Annotated in this window: 13 protein-coding genes and 1 pseudogene; 3 read left to right on the forward strand and 11 right to left on the reverse strand. The window is 45.2% G+C overall.

The window, feature by feature from the left end:
* Window positions 1–123: 123 nt before the first annotated feature.
* Complete coding sequence (locus AC1DOV_RS23495) at window positions 124–654, reverse strand: chloramphenicol phosphotransferase CPT family protein (RefSeq protein ID WP_477509862.1); 531 nt, start codon at window positions 652–654, stop codon at window positions 124–126.
* A gap of 30 nt (window positions 655–684) precedes the next feature.
* Window positions 685–1,240: pseudogene (locus AC1DOV_RS23500) on the reverse strand (ATP-binding cassette domain-containing protein); the annotation flags it as partial.
* 153 nt (window positions 1,241–1,393) lie between these two features.
* On the opposite strand from AC1DOV_RS23500, the gene AC1DOV_RS23505 reads away from it, so the two are divergent.
* A complete protein-coding gene (locus tag AC1DOV_RS23505; protein ID WP_477551220.1) occupies window positions 1,394–4,972 on the forward strand; it encodes an S-layer homology domain-containing protein in 3,579 nt (1,192 codons plus the stop codon).
* 145 nt (window positions 4,973–5,117) lie between these two features.
* Here the strand turns inward: AC1DOV_RS23505 and AC1DOV_RS23510 are convergent, their stop codons facing one another.
* The 3 genes from AC1DOV_RS23510 to AC1DOV_RS23520 all read right to left on the reverse strand — a co-directional run bounded on the left by AC1DOV_RS23510 (window position 5,118) and on the right by AC1DOV_RS23520 (window position 6,993).
* Window positions 5,118–5,441 carry a substrate-binding domain-containing protein gene (locus AC1DOV_RS23510; RefSeq protein WP_477509864.1) on the reverse strand — a complete coding sequence of 108 codons (324 nt, stop codon included), beginning with the start codon at window positions 5,439–5,441 and terminating at the stop codon, window positions 5,118–5,120.
* 268 nt (window positions 5,442–5,709) lie between these two features.
* Window positions 5,710–6,303 (reverse strand): chloramphenicol phosphotransferase CPT family protein, encoded by a 594-nt coding sequence (locus AC1DOV_RS23515; protein WP_477509865.1) that lies wholly within the window; start codon window positions 6,301–6,303, stop codon window positions 5,710–5,712.
* Window positions 6,304–6,495: 192 nt separating this feature from the next.
* Complete coding sequence (locus tag AC1DOV_RS23520; protein WP_477509866.1) at window positions 6,496–6,993, reverse strand: AAA family ATPase; 498 nt, start codon at window positions 6,991–6,993, stop codon at window positions 6,496–6,498.
* Window positions 6,994–7,499: 506 nt separating this feature from the next.
* Here AC1DOV_RS23520 and AC1DOV_RS23525 point away from each other — a divergent pair.
* Window positions 7,500–8,738, forward strand: a complete 1,239-nt coding sequence (locus AC1DOV_RS23525; protein ID WP_477509867.1) for an RNA polymerase sigma factor — start codon at window positions 7,500–7,502, stop codon at window positions 8,736–8,738.
* Between the two features lie 198 nt (window positions 8,739–8,936).
* On the opposite strand, the gene AC1DOV_RS23530 is transcribed toward AC1DOV_RS23525, so the two are convergent.
* From AC1DOV_RS23530 to AC1DOV_RS23545, 4 genes are all read right to left on the reverse strand, one after another.
* Complete coding sequence (locus tag AC1DOV_RS23530; protein WP_477509868.1) at window positions 8,937–9,437, reverse strand: immunoglobulin-like domain-containing protein; 501 nt, start codon at window positions 9,435–9,437, stop codon at window positions 8,937–8,939.
* Between the two features lie 249 nt (window positions 9,438–9,686).
* Window positions 9,687–12,368, reverse strand: a complete 2,682-nt coding sequence (locus AC1DOV_RS23535) for an S-layer homology domain-containing protein (protein WP_477509869.1) — start codon at window positions 12,366–12,368, stop codon at window positions 9,687–9,689.
* A 385-nt stretch (window positions 12,369–12,753) separates the two neighbouring features.
* Complete coding sequence (gene murD, locus AC1DOV_RS23540; protein ID WP_477551221.1) at window positions 12,754–14,079, reverse strand: UDP-N-acetylmuramoyl-L-alanine--D-glutamate ligase; 1,326 nt, start codon at window positions 14,077–14,079, stop codon at window positions 12,754–12,756.
* 255 nt (window positions 14,080–14,334) lie between these two features.
* On the reverse strand, window positions 14,335–15,534 hold the full coding sequence (locus tag AC1DOV_RS23545; protein ID WP_076267294.1) for an MFS transporter: 1,200 nt from the start codon (window positions 15,532–15,534) through the stop codon (window positions 14,335–14,337).
* A gap of 439 nt (window positions 15,535–15,973) precedes the next feature.
* Between AC1DOV_RS23545 and AC1DOV_RS23550 the strand changes: the two genes are divergently transcribed.
* Window positions 15,974–18,235 (forward strand): fibronectin type III domain-containing protein, encoded by a 2,262-nt coding sequence (locus AC1DOV_RS23550; protein ID WP_477509871.1) that lies wholly within the window; start codon window positions 15,974–15,976, stop codon window positions 18,233–18,235.
* 56 nt (window positions 18,236–18,291) lie between these two features.
* Here AC1DOV_RS23550 and AC1DOV_RS23555 read toward each other — a convergent pair whose 3' ends face one another.
* Both AC1DOV_RS23555 and AC1DOV_RS23560 read right to left on the reverse strand, forming a co-directional pair.
* Window positions 18,292–19,131 (reverse strand): SDR family oxidoreductase, encoded by an 840-nt coding sequence (locus tag AC1DOV_RS23555; RefSeq protein WP_477509872.1) that lies wholly within the window; start codon window positions 19,129–19,131, stop codon window positions 18,292–18,294.
* Between the two features lie 17 nt (window positions 19,132–19,148).
* Window positions 19,149–19,655, reverse strand: coding sequence for a YfiT family bacillithiol transferase (locus AC1DOV_RS23560; RefSeq protein WP_477509873.1), 507 nt, complete (start codon window positions 19,653–19,655; stop codon window positions 19,149–19,151).
* Between the last annotated feature and the right edge of the window lie 16 nt (window positions 19,656–19,671).

Consider the following 19,671-nt stretch of genomic DNA (forward strand, 5'->3'; position numbering starts at 1 on the left):
TACTCCTTTGATAGCATCGTAATCCATACTTTTATTCGCTTATTTGTTTATATTTCCTTTTTTCCTTGAAGAAAATGAAGCTGGATCAAAAGGGCAAAACCATTCATTTCATGGATACGCCATCTAGGAAACACTAACATTTCTTTTAACTAGATTCTTAAATACCGAGTATTTCTGATTCGACTTAATAAAACTTAATATCTTTTCGGCACATTCTATTGGATTCATCTCTTCCGTATCTACTTCGAGGTCATATTCATCAATGCTATATGCTTTGCTGAACTGTGAAGCTGCTAGTCCAATATTTCTATCTCCTCTTGCTTGCTCTCTTCTTATGAGTTCTTCTTTCGAGCATATTACACCTATAAATAATGTAGGCTGATTGGAAAATATATCAAGACACTCATTAAACCTCTTGTCATTCTCGATTACAGTATCTACTATTACATTCAAACCCATTTCTGAAAACAATTCAATTGTCGAATAGTACATTGAGACTAAGGGATCAAACATTATTTGTGCGATAACTTGCTCATCTACTTCTCTTGTAGGTTCAATATCTGAAAATTTATTATTAAAAAAATCTTTGATAAAATCATCAATTGATAAATGATAAAAAAGAATCTCTTTCTGATTTATCAGTTCATTAACCAATACTTTTGCAAGTACAAAATCTGTATCTTATAAAGCCAATTCTATTTTCGTTTCAACTGATTTTTTCTTTTGTTCAGTTTCTAAATAGTCTCTATCTAAATGACTAGCATAAATCATCTTTCTAAATTTTTGTATACTCATTTTTCGAATCGTCTTATCGTCAATGATTAAAACATAATCCATACCATTTACCACAAAATAGAAATCATGAGAATCGCACCTTTATGGTCTTCAATGGCTTTCTCCAGTGCTATTTGTGTATAGGTGTCTAAATGACTTGTCGGTTCATCAAGAAGCAATACGTTTGCTTTACTGGCAGAAACTTTAGCCAATTGAAGCATATTTTTTTCCGCCAGATAAAGATTCTATCTTTTGATTAACAATTTCTCCTTCAACCTTCAAAGCAATACTTTGAAATATATGATCTAATCTCTTCATAAGTTTTACACCCAGCATCGATGAATTCTTCTAGTATTGTATTAGAATCCTTTAGCATTTCGCCTTGAATATGAGATAAGTAAGCCACTTTAACATCAGCATTTATTTGAATTGAATCCTGATTATTTTCAAAGATTTCTCGGATCAATCGTTTCCATAGATTCTATATTTTGACAGGTTGAAAACCTGGTAAATATACCACATCATATAGTTGGGCGTTTGTCAAATTGACAATGTGTCCGAATACGATGCGGGTAAGCCGTGGGCGCACCGGATCGAAAAATAAGGAGGATTTTCATTTATGCAAAAACGATTTAGCAGAATGCTCGCGTACCTCTGTTGCTTGGTAATGGTGACGTCGCTAATGCCTACCAGCTATGCCGCCGACACTGACAACATCGAGAACGCAGAAGCGAATGAAACGCCGACCGCCATTTTCGGAACTCCCGAACTCGGGTCAGACGACCCACTGTGGGCCCTGACAATGGAGCATCACATCAACAAAAGCACTGTGCCCGGCGACTCCAGACCCCATGCCACGGGCACAGCCAGAATCCTTTGGGACCACAACTACCTGTATGCCCGCGTAGTTGTGGAGGACAGCAATCTATATCAGGGAGCCGGCGGAGATCACCAGTACGACAGCCTGGAGTTTTATGTCGGTACCGGAACCGGAGGCGCAAACCAATGGCGCGTCAGCGCGACGGGCGTGTTTTCAGGGCAGGCCGCTCCGGGCAGAGCTGCGTGGACCCAGACCACGGAAAAAGGATATATCGTGGAGATGAGAATACCCAAAAGAACCTTGACCTTGGAGGAGGGCATGCTTACCTTTGAGGTTTATATCAATAACTCGACGGAAAAGGGCGGTGACCGCTATGAAGTCGTTTCCTGTTTCGGAGATCCGGACGCGGCTTATACCAGCGCTGCTTCATTTACAAACAGCCTGGAGCTCTCTTTAGCCAATGAAGTGGACACCAGATTCTCAATCACCGCCACGGCGGGATCGGGCGGCCGAATAACGTCGAACCCACCCGGCGATGTTCTGAGAATAGATAGGGGCTCAAACAAAGAATTAACGTTTACCCCCGATTACGGCAAAATTGTGGATACCGTAACGGTAGACGGCGAGGCCGCGACTCTATCCGCTGGCACTTATACCTTTTTAAATGTTAACGCTGACCATACAATTCACGTGACATTCAAAAACGATCCGGACGCGGAGCTGCTTCCCTTTATCGTATGGAATGACAACTTCGCCAGTGGCGAGTACACGACGGCTGTCATCATTGACTTAGGCGAGGGGAAGGCGGCGTTAGGCTCCGAGCTTAATCCGGGCTTGTTTACCTTGTCGGCTAGGAACACGACCCTGAACGGTGACTCGGTGACCTTTGAAGGGACGCGCAAAATCACAAGGGTATACGCCAATGTCAAACCGAAGGTGCGCGGCTATCTGGGGACGGTAAGCAATTCACCGGATTATCAGGCCGGACTGGCAAGCGGCCGTTACATCGTAGTTGAGTCTGAGTTTTATTCAGCGAGCGGCGGCAATATAACGCTGGATGGCAGCAGTAACTCGACAAAGCAGGTTTACAACATCGTCCAAAACGGCGAGATCGTACTGACAGAAGGGAGTCCGCTTCGCAACGTGGTTTTTGAACAGGAAAAAGTTGTGAATCCGATCCTTGACAAGTTTACAACACCCACGGGCAATTCGGTCAATCGCGCGCTCTACCTTCACAAGGATGAAAACGGTGAAGTGTTGCAAGGATTGCCGCTGTATGTCTATACCCACGGCATGGGACGTGGCGGCACAGTCGCTACGACAGACCAAAAAGCGGCCATGAAATCCGCCAACGGTGCGGTCGCTCTGATGAAGAAAATGGAAGAAAACCCCGGCAAATACGCCAGCCATATACTGAATATTTCCTATAATGGCACGTCTACTCCCTCCACAGTCAATGTTAAGAAGGTTATAGACGACCTGGTTGCTAGCGGCGCAGCAGACTCTAATCGTATATATGCGGCGGGCTTCTCATGGGGTGGCCAGTATACGAACAACTTAGTTAACGCCTACCCCGGCTTCTTCGCGGCCGCCGCACCTATGTCCCCTGTAAGCGGCTCACCGAACGCCAACGCCAACGACGTTCACACCAACCTGGCCTATTGGATGTTTATAAATGCTCATAACGTTGGAATATACCAGACTAACCTCACTAGCTTCATAAACACCAATATGCCGAAAATGATCAACGCGAGGGCTTCGCGCTTTGAGAGCAATGAGGCTCTTACGTGGCCCTACAATCAATTTGATCAGCCGAATCAGAGGCCGAATCAGGCCAACACACCTGTCCTGGCTGATTATGTAGCGCACGAAGTTGAAGCGGCGGTTCTTTACAACCAGATAACTACGGGGACTTGGAGCATAGCTCCCACGGCGCAGTCCTCTAACTTGTCGGCTTGGAACAATGACTACACAGACGTCTTTGATTGGATGTTTGCGCAGAGAAAAACGGACGTGCCCGGTGCTCCGGGCGGCTTCAAGGCGACGGCGGGCGACGGACAGGTCACATTGAGCTGGACTGCTCCGGCTGACGACGGTGGCAGCGCGATATTGGGTTACAAGGTCTGGTACGGCAACGTGACGCCAGTCACACTGGGTGCGGCGGAGACCAAATATACCTTCAAGGGCCTGACAAACGACCAAGGCTACACCTTCAAGGTCGTTGCGGTAAGTGCGAAGGGCGACGGCGCGGAGATCAGTGCAACGGCTACGCCGACGAAGACGCCGACTCCCATTGTGCCCGATCCTTCTGGTGGCAACAGCGGCAATACGGGCACCGGGACAAACGCTGGATTGTCGAAGGCGAACTACACAGTGAATACACCTAAGGATAAGCCCGCGGTCACTGACAAAAACGGCAACACCACCCTACCCGGCGGCGGCGAGATTGCGACCAAGGGTGGGACGAAGATTAAGGTACCCGAAGGCACAACTATAGACTCAAACGGTAAGGTGACTATTCCGGCGGACAAGAGCGCCGAAGTGGCACTACCCGGCGGCAACAGCACAGTGACCATTCCGGGCGGCTCGACGATAGCGGGCGACGGTACGGTCACAGTGGGCGGCGGAGACGCGCATGTGAACCTGCCGAACGGCAACCAGGTGGATATCCACGGCGGCTCGAAGATACAGAGCGGCGGCGCGGTTGTGGTAGGACCGGGCGGCGCGAGTGTCGGCTTAGACAACGGCATGTCGCTGAACATCCATGAGGGTACGGAGCTTGTGTTCGATGACGACACCCCGCTGGGCTTCCTCGTGATGTCGGGCAATCCTTTCAAGGATGTCAACATGGACGACTGGTTCTACAGCTACGTAAACTTCGCCTACACATACGGTCTTTTCAACGGCACGACGTCCACGACGTTCTCACCTGGCACCTCAATGACGCGCGCGATGTTCGTGCAGGTACTGGCCAATCTTGAGAACGCAAACCGCTCCGGCTACACGAGTTCCCGCTTTAGCGACGTGACGGACGGGCAGTGGTACACGGCGGCAGTCGAGTGGGCGGCCGAAAGCGGCATAGTCAACGGTATAAACGCAGACCTGTTTGACCCCAATTCACCGATGACGCGCGAGCAGATGCTGGTGATACTGTACAACTACATGAAGTACAAGGGCTATGAGATACCTGAAAGCCAATCTAAGTCCTTCGCGGACGAGAGTGAGATCAGCTCATGGACGTTGGAGGCCGTTCAGGCGCTGCGGGGCATCGGCATTGTATTAGGCAAGCCGAACAACCTCTTTGACCCCAAAGCCACCGCCACCCGCGCCGAAGTAGCCACTATCTTTGTAAGGTTCGTCGAATATCTGGCTAAGTAAAAGCGTAAACAGAAAAATGCGGACCCTTCCGGCTGGACAATATCCAACCGGAAGGGTCTCCTTCTATTTACAAAGAAAATCTCCGGTCAGATGCCTCTAAACACACGACAGTAGCATAGGGTTTTGGTCTATGACTGCTTCATTATCACTTGGGTGCCGCTGTCGATGCACGCGCTATCAATGACGGTCTGTATAATAATCCCTCATTTCCCGGACTATCGGTTTGAATCATATTCAACAAAAACTCGGCGGCTTTTTTGCCGAGTTTTTGCTTTGGATACTTGACGGAAGTCAGCGGAACCTCGCAGGTCGCGGCGAGACTGCTGTCATCGATTCCAACGAGCGAAAGGTCCTCCGGTACGCGACCAAATTCTTCACCCGTTTTCAGATTAGTTGCTTTTAATTGATCATCTTCAAATACAACTTCATAGTTTCTAGTATTAATAACGGCTCTATTAATCATTATCATATTTCATTTTCTTCAATCCCGATATATCCTTACCACACACTCCACATGCGCTGTCTGAGGAAACATATCGTCGCGGGATATGCTCGAGTAATAAATCGATTAGACTGCTTTAAAATAGAAACAGCGGTAGCCTTGGACTCAGATATTAAGTCCAAAACTGCCGCTGTTTATTGAACTAACGTTCTCCGTTAGCTCAATCCCGAAATCCCTCGGACGCTGAGGGGCGATAGCCCTAATGCTTGAATATGGTGGTATCTGGATACGCCATCTAGGAAACACTAACATTTTTTTTGCTTAATTTCTTAAATACCGAGTATTCCTTATCGGACTTAATAAAATTTAATATTTTTTCGGCACATTCTTTTGGGTTCATCTCTTCCGTATTTACTTCGAGGTCATATTCATCAAAGCAATATACTTTGCTAAACTGTGAAGCTGCCAGTCCAACTTTTCTATCTCCTCTTGCTTGCTCTCTTCTTATGAGTTCTTCTTTCGAGCATATTACACCTATAAATAACGTAGACTGATCGAAAAATTGATCAAGAAACTCATTAAACCTCTTGTCATTGTCGATTACGGTATCTACTATTACATTAAAACCCAGTTCTGATAACAATTTAATTGTCGAATGGTACACTGAGAATATGGAATCATCAAGTAATTGTGAGACAACTTGATGATCTATTTCTCTTGGAGGTTCATCTGGAAATTTATTATTAATAAAATCATTGTAATTATTAAAAAAATCATCAATTGATAAATGATAAAAAGGAATCTCTTTCTGATTTATCAGTTCAGTCGATATCGAGGTCTTTCCAGAACTTGAAGTTCCATTTAGATAAACTAATATCCCTTGCTTCAATTTAATCATCCCTTCAAAAAATAATCTTTGCGTATTTTTCAGATAACGTTATATTCACAGTTTATAAAATTATTCAACTCAGGGAATATTCTAGAAACGATTGAATTATCCTGCCCATTAGCTTAATAAAAACAAGGAGCAGCTACCGTAGTATCTGCTTCTTGTACTGTTCAACTAATGTTCCCTGTTAGTTCAAGCGTATTGGAGAACCCACTCTTTTATCTGAGAGGCAACTTCGGTTACATCAGTATCCGTTGTATCAATAGTAGGCATAGGTGGGTTATAGACCTCATCAGCAATTTCAAGCAATCGTTTTGCAAAGTTTTTGTGGTTTTGAATCTCTTCCTCTGACCAATTTCTTTCACGTAGACGTTTTTCGCGAGTTTCTTCATCACAATGTAGGTTTAGGTAATATACATGCTTAAAAAATGGATAGTCCACACATTTTTCAATATCCCAAGGCATCATTGTTCCGCATATTATAGTCATGCGCCCACTTTGAGCGATATTTCGTGCAACCCTAAGCCAAATATTTCGCATTTTCTCCCAATCATGCCCAATAAATTCAACAAGATTATCAGGGTCAAAAATATCAAAATCAGGCATCAATCTCCGTAGTTCCTTAATGACATATGTTTTCCCTGACCCACTTGCACCTGTTACGATAAATAAAGGCAATTTATTTTCCATTAGTTGTACAACCTCCCATTTACTTATATTTACAATTATAGCACCTCACAAATGATATAGAAGGTAGTAAACAATTATAACTAAACTGCCAGTTAGCATAATGAAGCAGCCGATCATTGTTATCGGCTACTTCCGTTTTTTTATTGAAATATCGTTACCCGTTAGTTCAATTGGTTGGGGGGTTATAAATTGAAAGATTCCAATCAAGATGAGCAAAGTCACGAGTACTATTATAAAAGTTAAGCTCAACCTCAATATATTAGATGACTGAAGTTGTTTGTTCTGAACTTGCTTTTCCAGAAAGCCAATACGTTTTTTAAGCTCCTGAATCTCATTCTCCATTGGTAATCCTCACTTAATACCACATGGCTGAATTGCCTTTACGCTTTGCTTTTTCGGGGTTTAAAAAAATGGAATGGCGTCGTGTGAAATTATTTTAAAATGATGTGGCTTTTTACCTCCCTTCGGTGTCTAATGAATTGTAAGTTCAGGAGGAGGTACTACTGGTGTCACGAGCTCAAGACAAAAAGAAAATCCCTGTTCTTCCGGAGGAGCAGGAGCACATCCAGCATTTCGAAGGAATTTATAATCAATATCGAGATAGAATTCGAAATTATATTGCAGTAAAGACAAATTCGGCAACTGCCGATGACTTAACGCAACAAGCTTTTTTAAAAGCAATGGAAAACTTTCACTTGTTTAAGTGTAACTCCAGTATATTTACTTGGCTATTCAAAATCGCGCAAAATATTGTGAAAAACGAGTATCGTACGAGATCACGAAATAAAGAAATGGTGCACGAAGTAATCGATTTTCAGTCCCAATCGATATCCCTCGATATTGCTAGAGATGTCGATATCCGTCTTGATATTAGTGCTGCATTAGCCCGATTGAATGAATTAGATCAGCAAATCATATCATTGCGTTTTTTCGTCGATTGCACTTTATTGGAAATATCCAAAATCATCGGGATGCCTGAAAGCGCAGTCAAGAACAGACTCTATCGTGCCTTAAACAAACTAAAAAAAGAATTAAAAGAATGGGGTGACATTTCAATCATGTCTATTAAAGAATTGGTATCGATTGTGGATAAAAGCGAGGCTCCCTCCAAGAATGATGGTATGAACAAGGTATACCATGACTTATTTGAAGAGTTGAAAAGCAATGTAGATCGAATTATTACAACCTATCGTCATCGACCTTCTCAGAAAATCGCTATTGAGATCTATCCGGATCTGCCCACTTTTCATCAAGCAATGAACGAGCCGGATGCGCCCAATTGGTTTATGGGAACCTATGAAGACAATAAAATTAAAATCGTATCCCCACTCAACCCAGGCCCTGAACATACGTATCAATCGGTACTACGGCACACTATAAGCTTGTTTACGATGTGGTTAGTGAAAGATATCAATCCGTTGGCACCGAAATGGCTTACACACGGGCTCGGCGGGCATGAAGCCAAACAAATGTCACAAGAATATATCCAGTATAGCACCTCCGAAGCGATTCAAAATAACGCTGTCCCTAGCTTTCAAGCATTAACTAATGATACCTGGGATTTCGAGAAGATAGGGGGATATGGATTCTCGCACTTGCTCGTAGAATATCTCATCCATTCATACAGTTTAGATGCGCTCAACAAATTCATACGCGATGCCACTGATTTTCAAGGCGCATTTCAAGTATCGGAAGCTGAGCTGCACGGGATGTGGGTGCAATATTTAAAATCTAGGCTATGTTAAATTTTGATACTAGTATTTGACCATAACAAAACCACCTTCGAAAAGGTGGTTTTGTTATGGTCTCCCATAGCTCAACAGTACACTATACATTGTTCTATCTAGTACAGCCTTATAGCCCCAATCATTAAACTAGCCTGCCCGTTAGCGTAATATCATCAAGTGAAATCGGCTCTTTTAGAATAAACTTCAAACTAACAGCTAATTGATTGTAAACTCCGCCGCCAAAAAGTATGTATCGTAGTCGCCTGCTTTTCTAAAATCGAGTATATCTTTCACTATTCGGTATTCACCAGTAACCAGTCTTCCATAGAGCCAATTCCAATCAACTGTCCATTCGCTAACATTTGAAGACTCCAAGCCATGTCCAATACTATTAAATCCGTAATTACCATCTATAGCAACAGGGACTTGATACCAACTACCATCCATTTTCTTTTCCAACAAAAAATATTCACCATAAATACATTGCTTACCAGAGTTATTATCAAATACTACAGTCAATTCAGTAGTGGTGACCGTTCCTTTCTTAACAGACATCGTTACTCCTTCAAGGTCGTTGACAGTTTTATATTTTGTAAGTTCCCAATCAGTATTTTCTCCTGTATTAGTCTCTTCATTAGCATTAGAGCATCCGACTATTAGAATAAGACAAAGTACGATGCACAGAGTAAGAACAGATGAACAAGATAACTTCTTCATTTAGATACCACCCTCATTTGTTATAAATCCGTTTCAACATAAAAACGAGCTCGTCAGCAGTTTTGTTGCGTTAAACTGCCCGTTCGTTTAATAATCGCTCCTCGTTTAACCCTTGTGTCTAATCGCTTAAAAATTCATACGATCAAGCTTCCATTAAGAGTACCTCTTTTTCGTGCTATGAATGACGCTGCAATATACAAAAAAAGAACCTTCAAGCTGCTCCATAGGCGGCTGAAGGTTCTTTCGTATTTAAATATGCAAGCGATCAAGCAGCCTGAAAATCATGGCCGCGGCTTCCGCTCGGCTTGCTGCACGACCGGAACGGAACGTTAGATCGGTATAGCCCGTTATAATACCTTCCGAAACCGCACGGTTGATGGAGTCCTTCGCCCATGCCGGGATAGCAGCTGCGTCTTTAAATGTCATTTCCGCACTTGCTGGCTGCTGCTCGTTAGCCTTTAAAGCATTCGCAATCATTACTGACATCTCAGCGCGTGTAATCGTTTGATTTGGCTTGAAAAGCATTTTCCCGTTTTGCTCGTAGCCTTTCAAAATACCCGCTTGCATAGCAGCAGCTACATCAGCTCCAGCCCATGCTGGAATGTCGCTGTTATCCGCAAAGCTTGCAGCTCCTGAAGCCGCTGGCAGTCCCAGAGCTTGCACGATCATTTTTGCAAAGGCAGCACGAGTAACCTTCTCTTCTGGATGGAATGTCCCATCCTCAAAGCCTTGAATTACGTTCATGCCAAGCAAGCGATCCGCAAATGGTGCCACCCAGTGCGTTATCGCATCGGAGAACAGCTTCGCTTCTGCTTGGAAAACGGCAAATTTAGTAAAGTGGTTCACCTTGGCTGAAATTGTGCTATCTGCTTTGAAAGTGCCGCCAACATAAATCCAACGCTTTTGCAGCTCGTTATAGTAATAAATGGCCGCTTTTTTGCCCGATTGGACTTGATCCTTCTTGTAGTTGAAGCTAATCTCCACCGGTTTGTTGAATTGGTTGCCTGCTGTGCTTTGGAATTCGACCACCGGACTAAGCGCCTCAAGCGTCCCAGCCGACGGTGCCTCATTCGCCCCTACAACCTTAGCGCTTATTTTTCCGTTAACAGCTGCAGCGCCTGCTGGCACATTAAAGCTGACAACATCTTTAATTGCGCCATCAATCCCCTTCGACACATCTAAGTCTACTTCTACAGACGTAGCTGGAGCCGGAGGAGGCGTCACGATCGGTCCTGGACCTGGACCTGTGTTACCATCGTCGTTTGGCTCACTCGTTACAAAGATAGGATTCGAATAAAACCAAAGATCCTTGTAGTTGCGATCGTTAATCTCATTAAACCGTTTCATATAACGGATATCTAGATCCTCAATCGTTGTATCGTCTTCTGTTCTGACGTCAATGAGCGGCTCGCCGTTTTCAGTTTCGCCAGCTACATTTTCGCCAAGATTAGTGCCTCTTAGTCTAAAATACTGATCTTTGTACGCTGGATCGAGATCATACGTAATGACATTGTAGCCTTCCGCGTCTGTTGTCCAGTCTTCGCTCGTGAATCTGGCAATGACCTTCGTTGAATCATTCGTATCTTTGTTGTATTCATCCGTACCAGGCTTAACCTCACCTGTAACATCACCGGCAATCAAATCAACGTGGTCAACATTAACGGCATTTGTCACGTCACTTTGGTAAATATATTTGTCATTGATTGCTGGATTTTCACTTTTAATCACGGCGTAATTGTTTGTCTGCGGGCTTTTGAAACGAATGGTCAGCTTAAGCGCATCGCCATCCTTCACCTTCAAGTTTTGCCCCATTTCGCCTTTGTTTGCACCGTTAGTAATCGTGAAATCTAGAGCATTAATCAGATCACCTGTTGTCGAAAATGATTTGCCTGAACGCATGCCGTCCAGCACAGCTGACATGTCGCTGCCTTCTACCCATGTATAATTTTTGGAATATTCACCCGGCGCGTAGCCACTGGAATAAAGACCTTGCGATACTTTAAAATGGGAATCAGAGTTGGTGAAATTCCAAAACCGGCGACCTTCTCCAAGCAGCGCATCCCACACCCCGCCAACCTTAGCAATCATATAGTCGGAGCCGCCGTACGTCTTGGTCTTGGGATTATTTTGATTCAAACCGGCTCTATCTGGCTCCATCTGATTGCCTGGCATGCCCTCCATCCCAAAAAAGATGTTTGGCGCTATATTGTTAAAATCACGTATATCTGAAATTCGAAAAATCGCATTGCCATTGACAAGCTTTCTGGATGGATGATTAATGATCATATAGCTGGAATCTGCATAATTTGTTTTCAACCACTTCACAGCATCGCGCGCCGTATCCGCATTTAGTGCAGGCCGCGTTGGGTACTGCAATTTCCACTCTGCTACAACTGCCGGGTCAAACATGCTCTCCGGGCGATCCGTATATAAATATTCAAAAAGGCTCGTTGCCTTTAAGCTGCTTTCTTCGCTATCCGCTAATATGCCTGCTCCGACATGATCGTAGGTTGGCATATCCCACTCAAACCCTGAAAAAATAATTTTATCCTTGTACTTTCCTGCGTCTTTTAGTTTATTAATGATGTTAACCTGATATTTATTAACAGCATCTGTAAATGATATCGGAGAAGGAAGCGAGTTTCCTTCTTCATCCCGCTTTGAAGTTCTCAGATGATCAGATAAATTCATCCAGTCCATCCCATAGGTTTCAAAAGCTTGATCGAGCACCGTCTGCACTGATTGCTGCGTATCATCTGAAACGTAGGTATGGGCATGGTATTCCCCTGCCATCCATTTTCCAGTGCCTGAAGTCCCAGCCGACTGGTTGCCCGCTTCTGCGAATGTTGTTGTCAACGCTATATTTTGCCCTGCAAAGCTTGCTGTTAAAATAAAAGCTGCTGCCAGCTTGGCCCACTTACTAGATAACATGTTATAATCCTCCATTATAATGTTGTAATTGCTTCATCTGCCTATCTCATGTTAACTATGCCGCTAATGCTGACCTCCAATTACTATTGATTTGAACAGCTCCACCCAAATGACCACATGTCTAAAATAAGAGATTGCTCAGGCTCTGTCTATACTTTTGGAGCAAACGATATAATTTCTTAACATTAGAGATTGGCGCAAAAAACCTATTCACATAGGAGCTTCGTTGTAGACTGGCCCCAACTATAAAAAAACAGCGGCAGTCGTGGACGAGAAAAAAAGCCCTAGACTGCCGCTGTATTATTGAGTTAACGTTACCCGTTCCCGTTTACCACACACGCGTTCAATCAGGATTTCCCGGAAAACGCCAGTGTCTTATTCAATCCTATCTCTCCGACCGACGCAGCGCCCCGACCAGCTCTACAAAGTGGCGCCCGCGCTCTTCAAAGTTGCTGTATTGATCAACCGCAGTGCAGGCAGGGCTCAGCAGCACCGTGTCGCCCGGTGCGGCCAGCTTGTGCGCATGCGCCACAGCCTCGGCCAAGCCTTCACAACGAAAAATAGGCGGGCAACTCGGCACGCTGCGCGCTGCAGCCTCGATTTGACTGGCCGCTTCGCCGATCAACAGCAACACCTTGACATGATCAGGCAGCAGCCTAGCCATCTCGTCAAAAGGTACGTTTTTATCTCTCCCGCCGGCGATCAGCAGCACTCGGCCCTCGTGTGCGTGCAGCGTGGCAACGGTACGGGCGGGGCTGGATCCGATTGAATTGTTGTAGTAATGCACGCCGTCCACAGTGGCCACCCACTGGTTTCGGTGCTCCACGCCAGCAAATGTGCGTACCGTCTCCAGAATTGCCTCGTCCGGCACGGTCCCCCTCACGGCGGTCATGGCAGCCATAACGTTTTCCACGTTATACCACCCGGGCAAACGAATGTCACTGATAGGTACCAGACCATCGATCACTCCATCGCAGACTGTGTGACCGCCGAAATACTTGGTCCGCCCCCGCCCGCGCAGTGCGGCGGTAGCCGGGTTGTCGCCGTTAAGAACGGCAAGGTCGTCAGCACTCTGAAAATCCAGCAGGCGACGCTTGGCGGCGATATATTCATCCATGTCGCGGTGCCAGTCGAGGTGATTGGGCGAGAGGTTGGTTATAACCGCCACATGGGGAGAGCGCGTCATGTCCATCAGCTGGAAGCTGGATAGCTCGACCGCGCACACGTCCAGCGGCGACATCTCGCCCGCGCGCGTCAGCAGTGGCGTGCCAATGTTGCCGCCCAGATGAACCGTACGCCCCCCGTTTGCCAGCATGTCTGCAATTAACGACGTGGTGGTAGTTTTACCGTCCGAACCGGTCACGCCGAAAATGGGACAAGGGCACAACGCAAAAAACTCCTCCATCTCACTGGTCACACGGCTGCCGCCAGCGCGGGCCGAGTCCAGCGCCGGATGGTCTGGGCGCATGCCCGGAGTGCGGAACACGATATCGCCCCCAACGCGATCTAGGTAATTCTCCCCTAAGCGGAGCCCAACGCCTAGATCGTCCCACTCGTCCCGGGGCAGGGCCGGATTGAGGTCGCGAACGGTGACGCGCGCCCCTGCTGAGCACAGCATGCGGATCAGCGGTGAGTTGCTGACGCCTGCGCCGATGATGGTCACGTCCTGGCCAGCCAGCGATTCGATATAGTTGTCAAAAGCAGGATTCATAAGCACCTCCGCTTAAAGAATGTCATTAATTCAAATATACCACATATTGGAACTGCCCTGCCTGCCCGTTAGCCGTTCATTCAGCGTAATAATAAGCACATAAAGGATGAATTCTTTCTCTTTTGACAACGAATGCGCCTCAAAAGCTAGAGATAAAAAAATAGGACTAGAAACTAGCCCTATTCCCCTCAATATAAATTAAACCACCCAAATAGATCCAGAAACTACACTTATGCATGAACCATACTTTAGCACTCAGCTAGAAATTTCTACTTTTGGCACCTCAGCTGCTTTCGGCCGAAATCCAAAACCAAGCAGCGCGAAGATAAGGAAGGCCGCACCTAAAAACAGAAAAATACTATGAACAGAAACATAACGAATCCCATAACCGCCAAGCGTCGGGCCCATGATGCTTCCAATACTAAAGTGGATCGAAGCGATAACATTCGCCGCAGGCAATATCGCCCGAGGCAGTATATCAGCTGCATAAGCGAGACCTAAAGAGTAAAATGATCCAACCACTCCGCCAGCAATTGCAAATAATACAAAGAGCAGCGCAATATTATCGCCAGCGACAGGTATGGTGAAAAAGACGAGAGCACCTACCACTGCACATCCAATTAACACCGGCTTCCTGCCGATCCGGTCACTCCAAATGCCAAGCGGCAGCTGAAGAATTAGAGCCCCGACTCCGAATGCCATAAGCAGAAGCGAAATCCAATGCTGGCTCAGGTTGATCCGTAATCCATACAACGGAAAGTTGCTATTCATAGAAGCTTCCATCAGTCCATATAAGAAGCCAGGTATAAGGACAAACCACGCGAGACGGTAGGTTTTTACAAAGCGATTCTCAGACGCCGTTCCTCGTGCTGCCCGCTCCGGCATTTCATTCTTCATACGCAGCACAAGCATCAGTACAGTTACAAAAAATAAACTGGACACTAAGAATGGAACCGCCCTTCCAAGTGGAAGAAGATTGATGCCCAGCGGCCCTAAGCTGAAGCCGAGTCCATAAGCCATACCGTACAGCGAAATAAATTTCCCCCGTCGATCGGCTGGACTTGAGCTTACAATCCATAACTGTGTCGCATAATGGAGCGAGCTATCGCCGACACCAACCAGCAAACGCAAGACGAACCATATCGCCAACGAATGAGTAAATGGAAACAGTAGATTAGCAAGTGTAACTAATGAAATGCCGACTAAAATGACTTTTTTGTACCCAAAACGCATGACCGGCTTCTCAACGAAAAACATTGTACAAAAAATTCCGATATACATGGCAGCTGAATTAATCCCGTTCATATCTGACGATACGCCTGAATCCTCCAGCATAATCGAAAGCAATGGCAGCAGCAGCCCTTGACTCATACCGGCTACTACAACAACTAAAAGCAATGTGGTTAAACGAACATGGAAAGAAGGCGAAGCTGAAGCTAAAGCACTTGATGACAAACCTGTTGCACTCCCTTTACTAAAACTATCATTCTGATTTTCTCCTTACACATTGTATACCTGACAGTAAAGACTGACAACCGCTCATTCATTGGCAGCGCCTCTCGTAATCGCCTATGCTGATTCAGAATTGCTAGGTGCAACGATAAGTGATAGATTTTTCTCCCTAAACTACAGGAAAAATCCCCCTTTATTTTTACTCCTTTCCCCCTCAGAATAAAAGTTGTTTCCTCTTGAATTAGTCTCCTATTTGCCTATCAAGTTTTCTTACTCCATTGCAAGAAGAGTCGAACTCTATTGTACCTCTCGGTTTTTCGCCACACTCTAAGTACATCCCATTTATACGGTTAGGAGGTGATGTTTTTAAGAGATTGAATGTAATCGCTTACAAAAAAGGTAGTGGTCAGAAGCTTTATATTGAGAAGGGAGATAGTTGACGATGAAAAATTATTCGCGATCAACGAAACGAATGATGAAAGCTCTTTTAGCTGCCCTAGCAGCGCTGCTAGTATTGACTGGATTGCCCTTAGGAACGGATAGAGTAGAGGCCGCAACAGCTCGCAACAAAATAATCGTAGGCTACTGGCATAATTTTGACAACTTCTCTACCAATATTCGTTTAAAAGATATTTCTCCGGATTACGACGTGATCCAGGTCGCTTTTGCTGAACCAACAGGTGGCGCACATACTGGCAATATGGTGTTCACCCCTTACAACGCAACAGTTAGCGAGTTTCAGTCTGATGTTGCTTACCTTAAAGCGAGAGGACAAAAGGTGCTCATATCCATCGGCGGCGCTAACGGTGCAGTGGAGCTTACTACACCTCAGGCCAAAACAACATTTGTGAACACGATGAAGGGTATTATTAATTTATATGGATTTGACGGCCTCGATATTGACCTTGAAGGCAGCTCTCTTGCCCTTAACACAGGAGACACCAACTTCAAAGCTCCTACCACCCCAAAAATAGTAAATTTAATTTCTGCTACGCGTGAAATATTAAATAGCTATAGTTCAGATTTCCTTCTGACCATGGCACCGGAAACCGCCTATGTTCAGGGTGGAGCAGGAAACTATACAGGACTTTGGGGAGCATACCTCCCTGTCATCTACGATCTGCGAAATGAGCTGGATTACCTGCATGTTCAGCATTATAATACGGGTCCTATGTTAGGCCTTGATGGTAAAGCCTATTCTCAAGGTACGCCTGACTTCCATGTGGCTATGGCTGAAATGCTGCTTGTTGGATTTCCAGTCGGAGGCAATCCGAATAATATGTTTCCGGCTCTTCGTCCAGATCAAATCGTCATTGGTTTGCCCGCTTCACCACAAGCAGCAGGCGGAGGTTATACAACACCGGCTAACGTGCAGAAAGCTCTTGATTATCTTATAAAAGGTATACCTTTCGGCGGAACCTACGTTCTTCGCAATACCGCTGGTTATCCTGATTTAAAAGGATTGATGACCTGGTCTATCAACTGGGATAAATATACGAACAATCTATTTTCTACGAGTCATCGTACCTATCTCGATCAATATGGTTCTGGTGGAGGTGACATTACAGCTCCGTCAGTTCCTGCAAATCTTCAATTAACTGCCAAAACGTCCACGAGTGCGAGCCTGTCTTGGAGTGCATCTACCGATGATCGAGGAGTAACGGGATATATCGTCTCATATGGTTCAACTTCAACAACCGTTACAGGTACAAGCACAACAATCAGCGGTTTGACAGCTAACAAAGCGTATTCATTTACTGTAAAAGCGAGAGATGCAGCGGGCAATATTTCTGGCGCGAGCAACGTGATTAATGTAACTACTGATGCACCCGTTGTGGATGTAATAGCACCTTCAGTACCTGCTAATTTACGCACGACAAGTACGAGTGCATTCAGTGTCAACTTAGCATGGAACGCTTCGACGGATAACGTTAATGTAACCGGTTATACCGTGACTTACGGTACAACAAACGTGAATGCAACGGGTACAAGCGCAGCAATTAGCGGATTATCCCCTAACACTGCCTATACCTTTACAGTGAAGGCATATGATGCAGCAGGCAATGTGTCTGGTGCAAGTACGCCAATTACGGTTACTACAAGCCCCGCAAATGTTTGCACCGTACAGCAATGGAACACCGACACAGCCTATACAGGCGGACAGCGTGCTTCCTACAACGGCTCTGAATACGAAGCTAAATGGTGGACAAAAGGAGAGCGCCCAGATATTAGCAGCGTGTGGAAATTAATTGGTCCATGCGGCAATGCAGGACCAGCCGATACTACAGCGCCAACTGCCCCAAATAATCTTCAAGCAACAGGTGCTACAGCTTCTACCATTAGTCTTTCATGGGGAGCATCAACGGATAATGTCGGAGTTACCGGTTACACCGTTTATTATGGCTCTTCCAGCCTCAATGTTGCTGGAATTACAGCTACCGTTAGCGGTCTTACAGCAAACACAACCTATAGCTTTACAGTGAAAGCAAAGGATGCTGCAGGAAATTTGTCGGCAGCTAGCAACGTACTTCAAGCCTCAACAACAGCTGGCTCAGGTGGAACAACGACTTGGGCTGCTCAAGCAAGCTATGTTGCTGGAAGTACAGTAACCTACGCAGGCCTCTCCTATGTTTGTCTCCAGCCTCATACCTCACTGGTTGGCTGGGAGCCGCCAAATGTGCAATCTTTGTGGCGGCTTCAATAGTAAAGTAAAAAAATGGACTATGGGCGCAATAACTCATAGTCCATTCCTATCTTATATTACATTTCTAATTGAAGTTTACGGGTATTCAGCATGCCCTCCAGCCCCGTAGGATCGTTGCTTACTTTATATTGTACAAACGCTTCAGCTTTATCGGATGTACGAATGCGCAGCGGCTTCGTCTCCATATTTACTAACTGAAGCACAACATCAGCAACAGATTCAGAAGTTTGAGGAACGGAGTTTCGCTTGGAAAAGGTATTAATAATGGTGTCATACGTTTGTTTATATTCATCATCTGGAATACCGCCTGTTTTTTCAATATGTGCAAAAACAGTATTGTTGAAATGGGTCCCAATTGCTCCAGGCTCCAGCAGAGTCACATCAATATTAAATGCAGGCTTGTAGTAGGTCGCTAAGCTCTCCAACAACCCTTCAACTGCAAACTTGCTTGCGCAATAAATTTCATTTAATGGTTGTCCGACCAATCCGCCTACGCTCGTCGTTGCGATCAAATGCCCAGAGTTTGATTTGCGAAGGAGTGGCAAACCCGCTCGAATCGTATGCATAACCCCGTACACATTCGTATCAAAAACAGCTTGAATTTCCTCGAAAGTAGCTTGACCTAGTGCACGTAATAGCCCAAATCCTGCGTTGCAAAATAAAACATCCATATAACCGTGTTTTTGCTTAATGACCTCAAATGCCTGCTCTAATGATTCCGGTTTAGTTACTTCCATTTCAATGAAATGGAAATTTGGCTGATCGCTATACTTTGTTTGATCACGTTCTGCATGCCGAGTTCCAGCGTAGACGATCCATCCCTCTTCAGCAAATTTTAATGCTGTTGCAAGACCTATTCCGGATGAGGCACCTGTAATGGCAATAATTTTATTCATGCCTGATTCTCCTTTTTTTAAAATATGGAAACGATCTGTGCAGTATGATGCCGATTATGCCAAATGAATCGTTGAAGCGCAGCATCAAGACTCATGGCGCCATGAGTTGGACTTGTAAACGTTCGTTGAAAATCGGATGATTGTAAAGATCGGAGAATTGCTGTAAACCGACCATGAATGGATTCTAGGAGATTCAGCGATGTTTCGAGCGGTGTTTCATAATCGCTTAATTCCGCCCATAAATTTTCTCTATACGAGCTAGCCGTGGGATTATTCTCCGTTAGCGCTCTCTTGAAACGGATAAAAGCATTCATATCGTTGTCAGCCATATGGTGAACAACCTGCCTGACGGTCCAACTGCCCGGACGGTATTGTAAAAGCAGCTGCTCAGACGTTAAATTTTGTACCGTGTGCCGCAGAGTCGGAGATATTTGCGACACATCCTCAATCCAGCTTTGCCGAAGCTCGGTCGTTGCATGCTGTATGAGTTCAAATTGCCCGATTGGATAACGTAAATCATTCATATGCTCACCCCCCATT

The sequence above is a fragment of the Paenibacillus sp. 01T47 genome, assembly GCF_056398245.1.

Bases quoted from the DNA above. Each gene is read 5' to 3' on its own strand.
- AC1DOV_RS23505 (WP_477551220.1), top strand. From the start codon at position 1,394: ATGCAAAAACGATTTAGCAGAATGCTCGCGTACCTCTGTTGCTTGGTA.
- AC1DOV_RS23510 (WP_477509864.1), bottom strand. From the start codon at position 5,441: ATGATAATGATTAATAGAGCCGTTATTAATACTAGAAACTATGAAGTT.
- AC1DOV_RS23520 (WP_477509866.1), bottom strand. From the start codon at position 6,993: ATGGAAAATAAATTGCCTTTATTTATCGTAACAGGTGCAAGTGGGTCA.
- AC1DOV_RS23530 (WP_477509868.1), bottom strand. From the start codon at position 9,437: ATGAAGAAGTTATCTTGTTCATCTGTTCTTACTCTGTGCATCGTACTT.
- AC1DOV_RS23535 (WP_477509869.1), bottom strand. From the start codon at position 12,368: ATGTTATCTAGTAAGTGGGCCAAGCTGGCAGCAGCTTTTATTTTAACA.
- murD (WP_477551221.1), bottom strand. From the start codon at position 14,079: ATGAATCCTGCTTTTGACAACTATATCGAATCGCTGGCTGGCCAGGAC.
- AC1DOV_RS23550 (WP_477509871.1), top strand. From the start codon at position 15,974: ATGAAAAATTATTCGCGATCAACGAAACGAATGATGAAAGCTCTTTTA.
- AC1DOV_RS23555 (WP_477509872.1), bottom strand. From the start codon at position 19,131: ATGAATAAAATTATTGCCATTACAGGTGCCTCATCCGGAATAGGTCTT.
- AC1DOV_RS23560 (WP_477509873.1), bottom strand. From the start codon at position 19,655: ATGAATGATTTACGTTATCCAATCGGGCAATTTGAACTCATACAGCAT.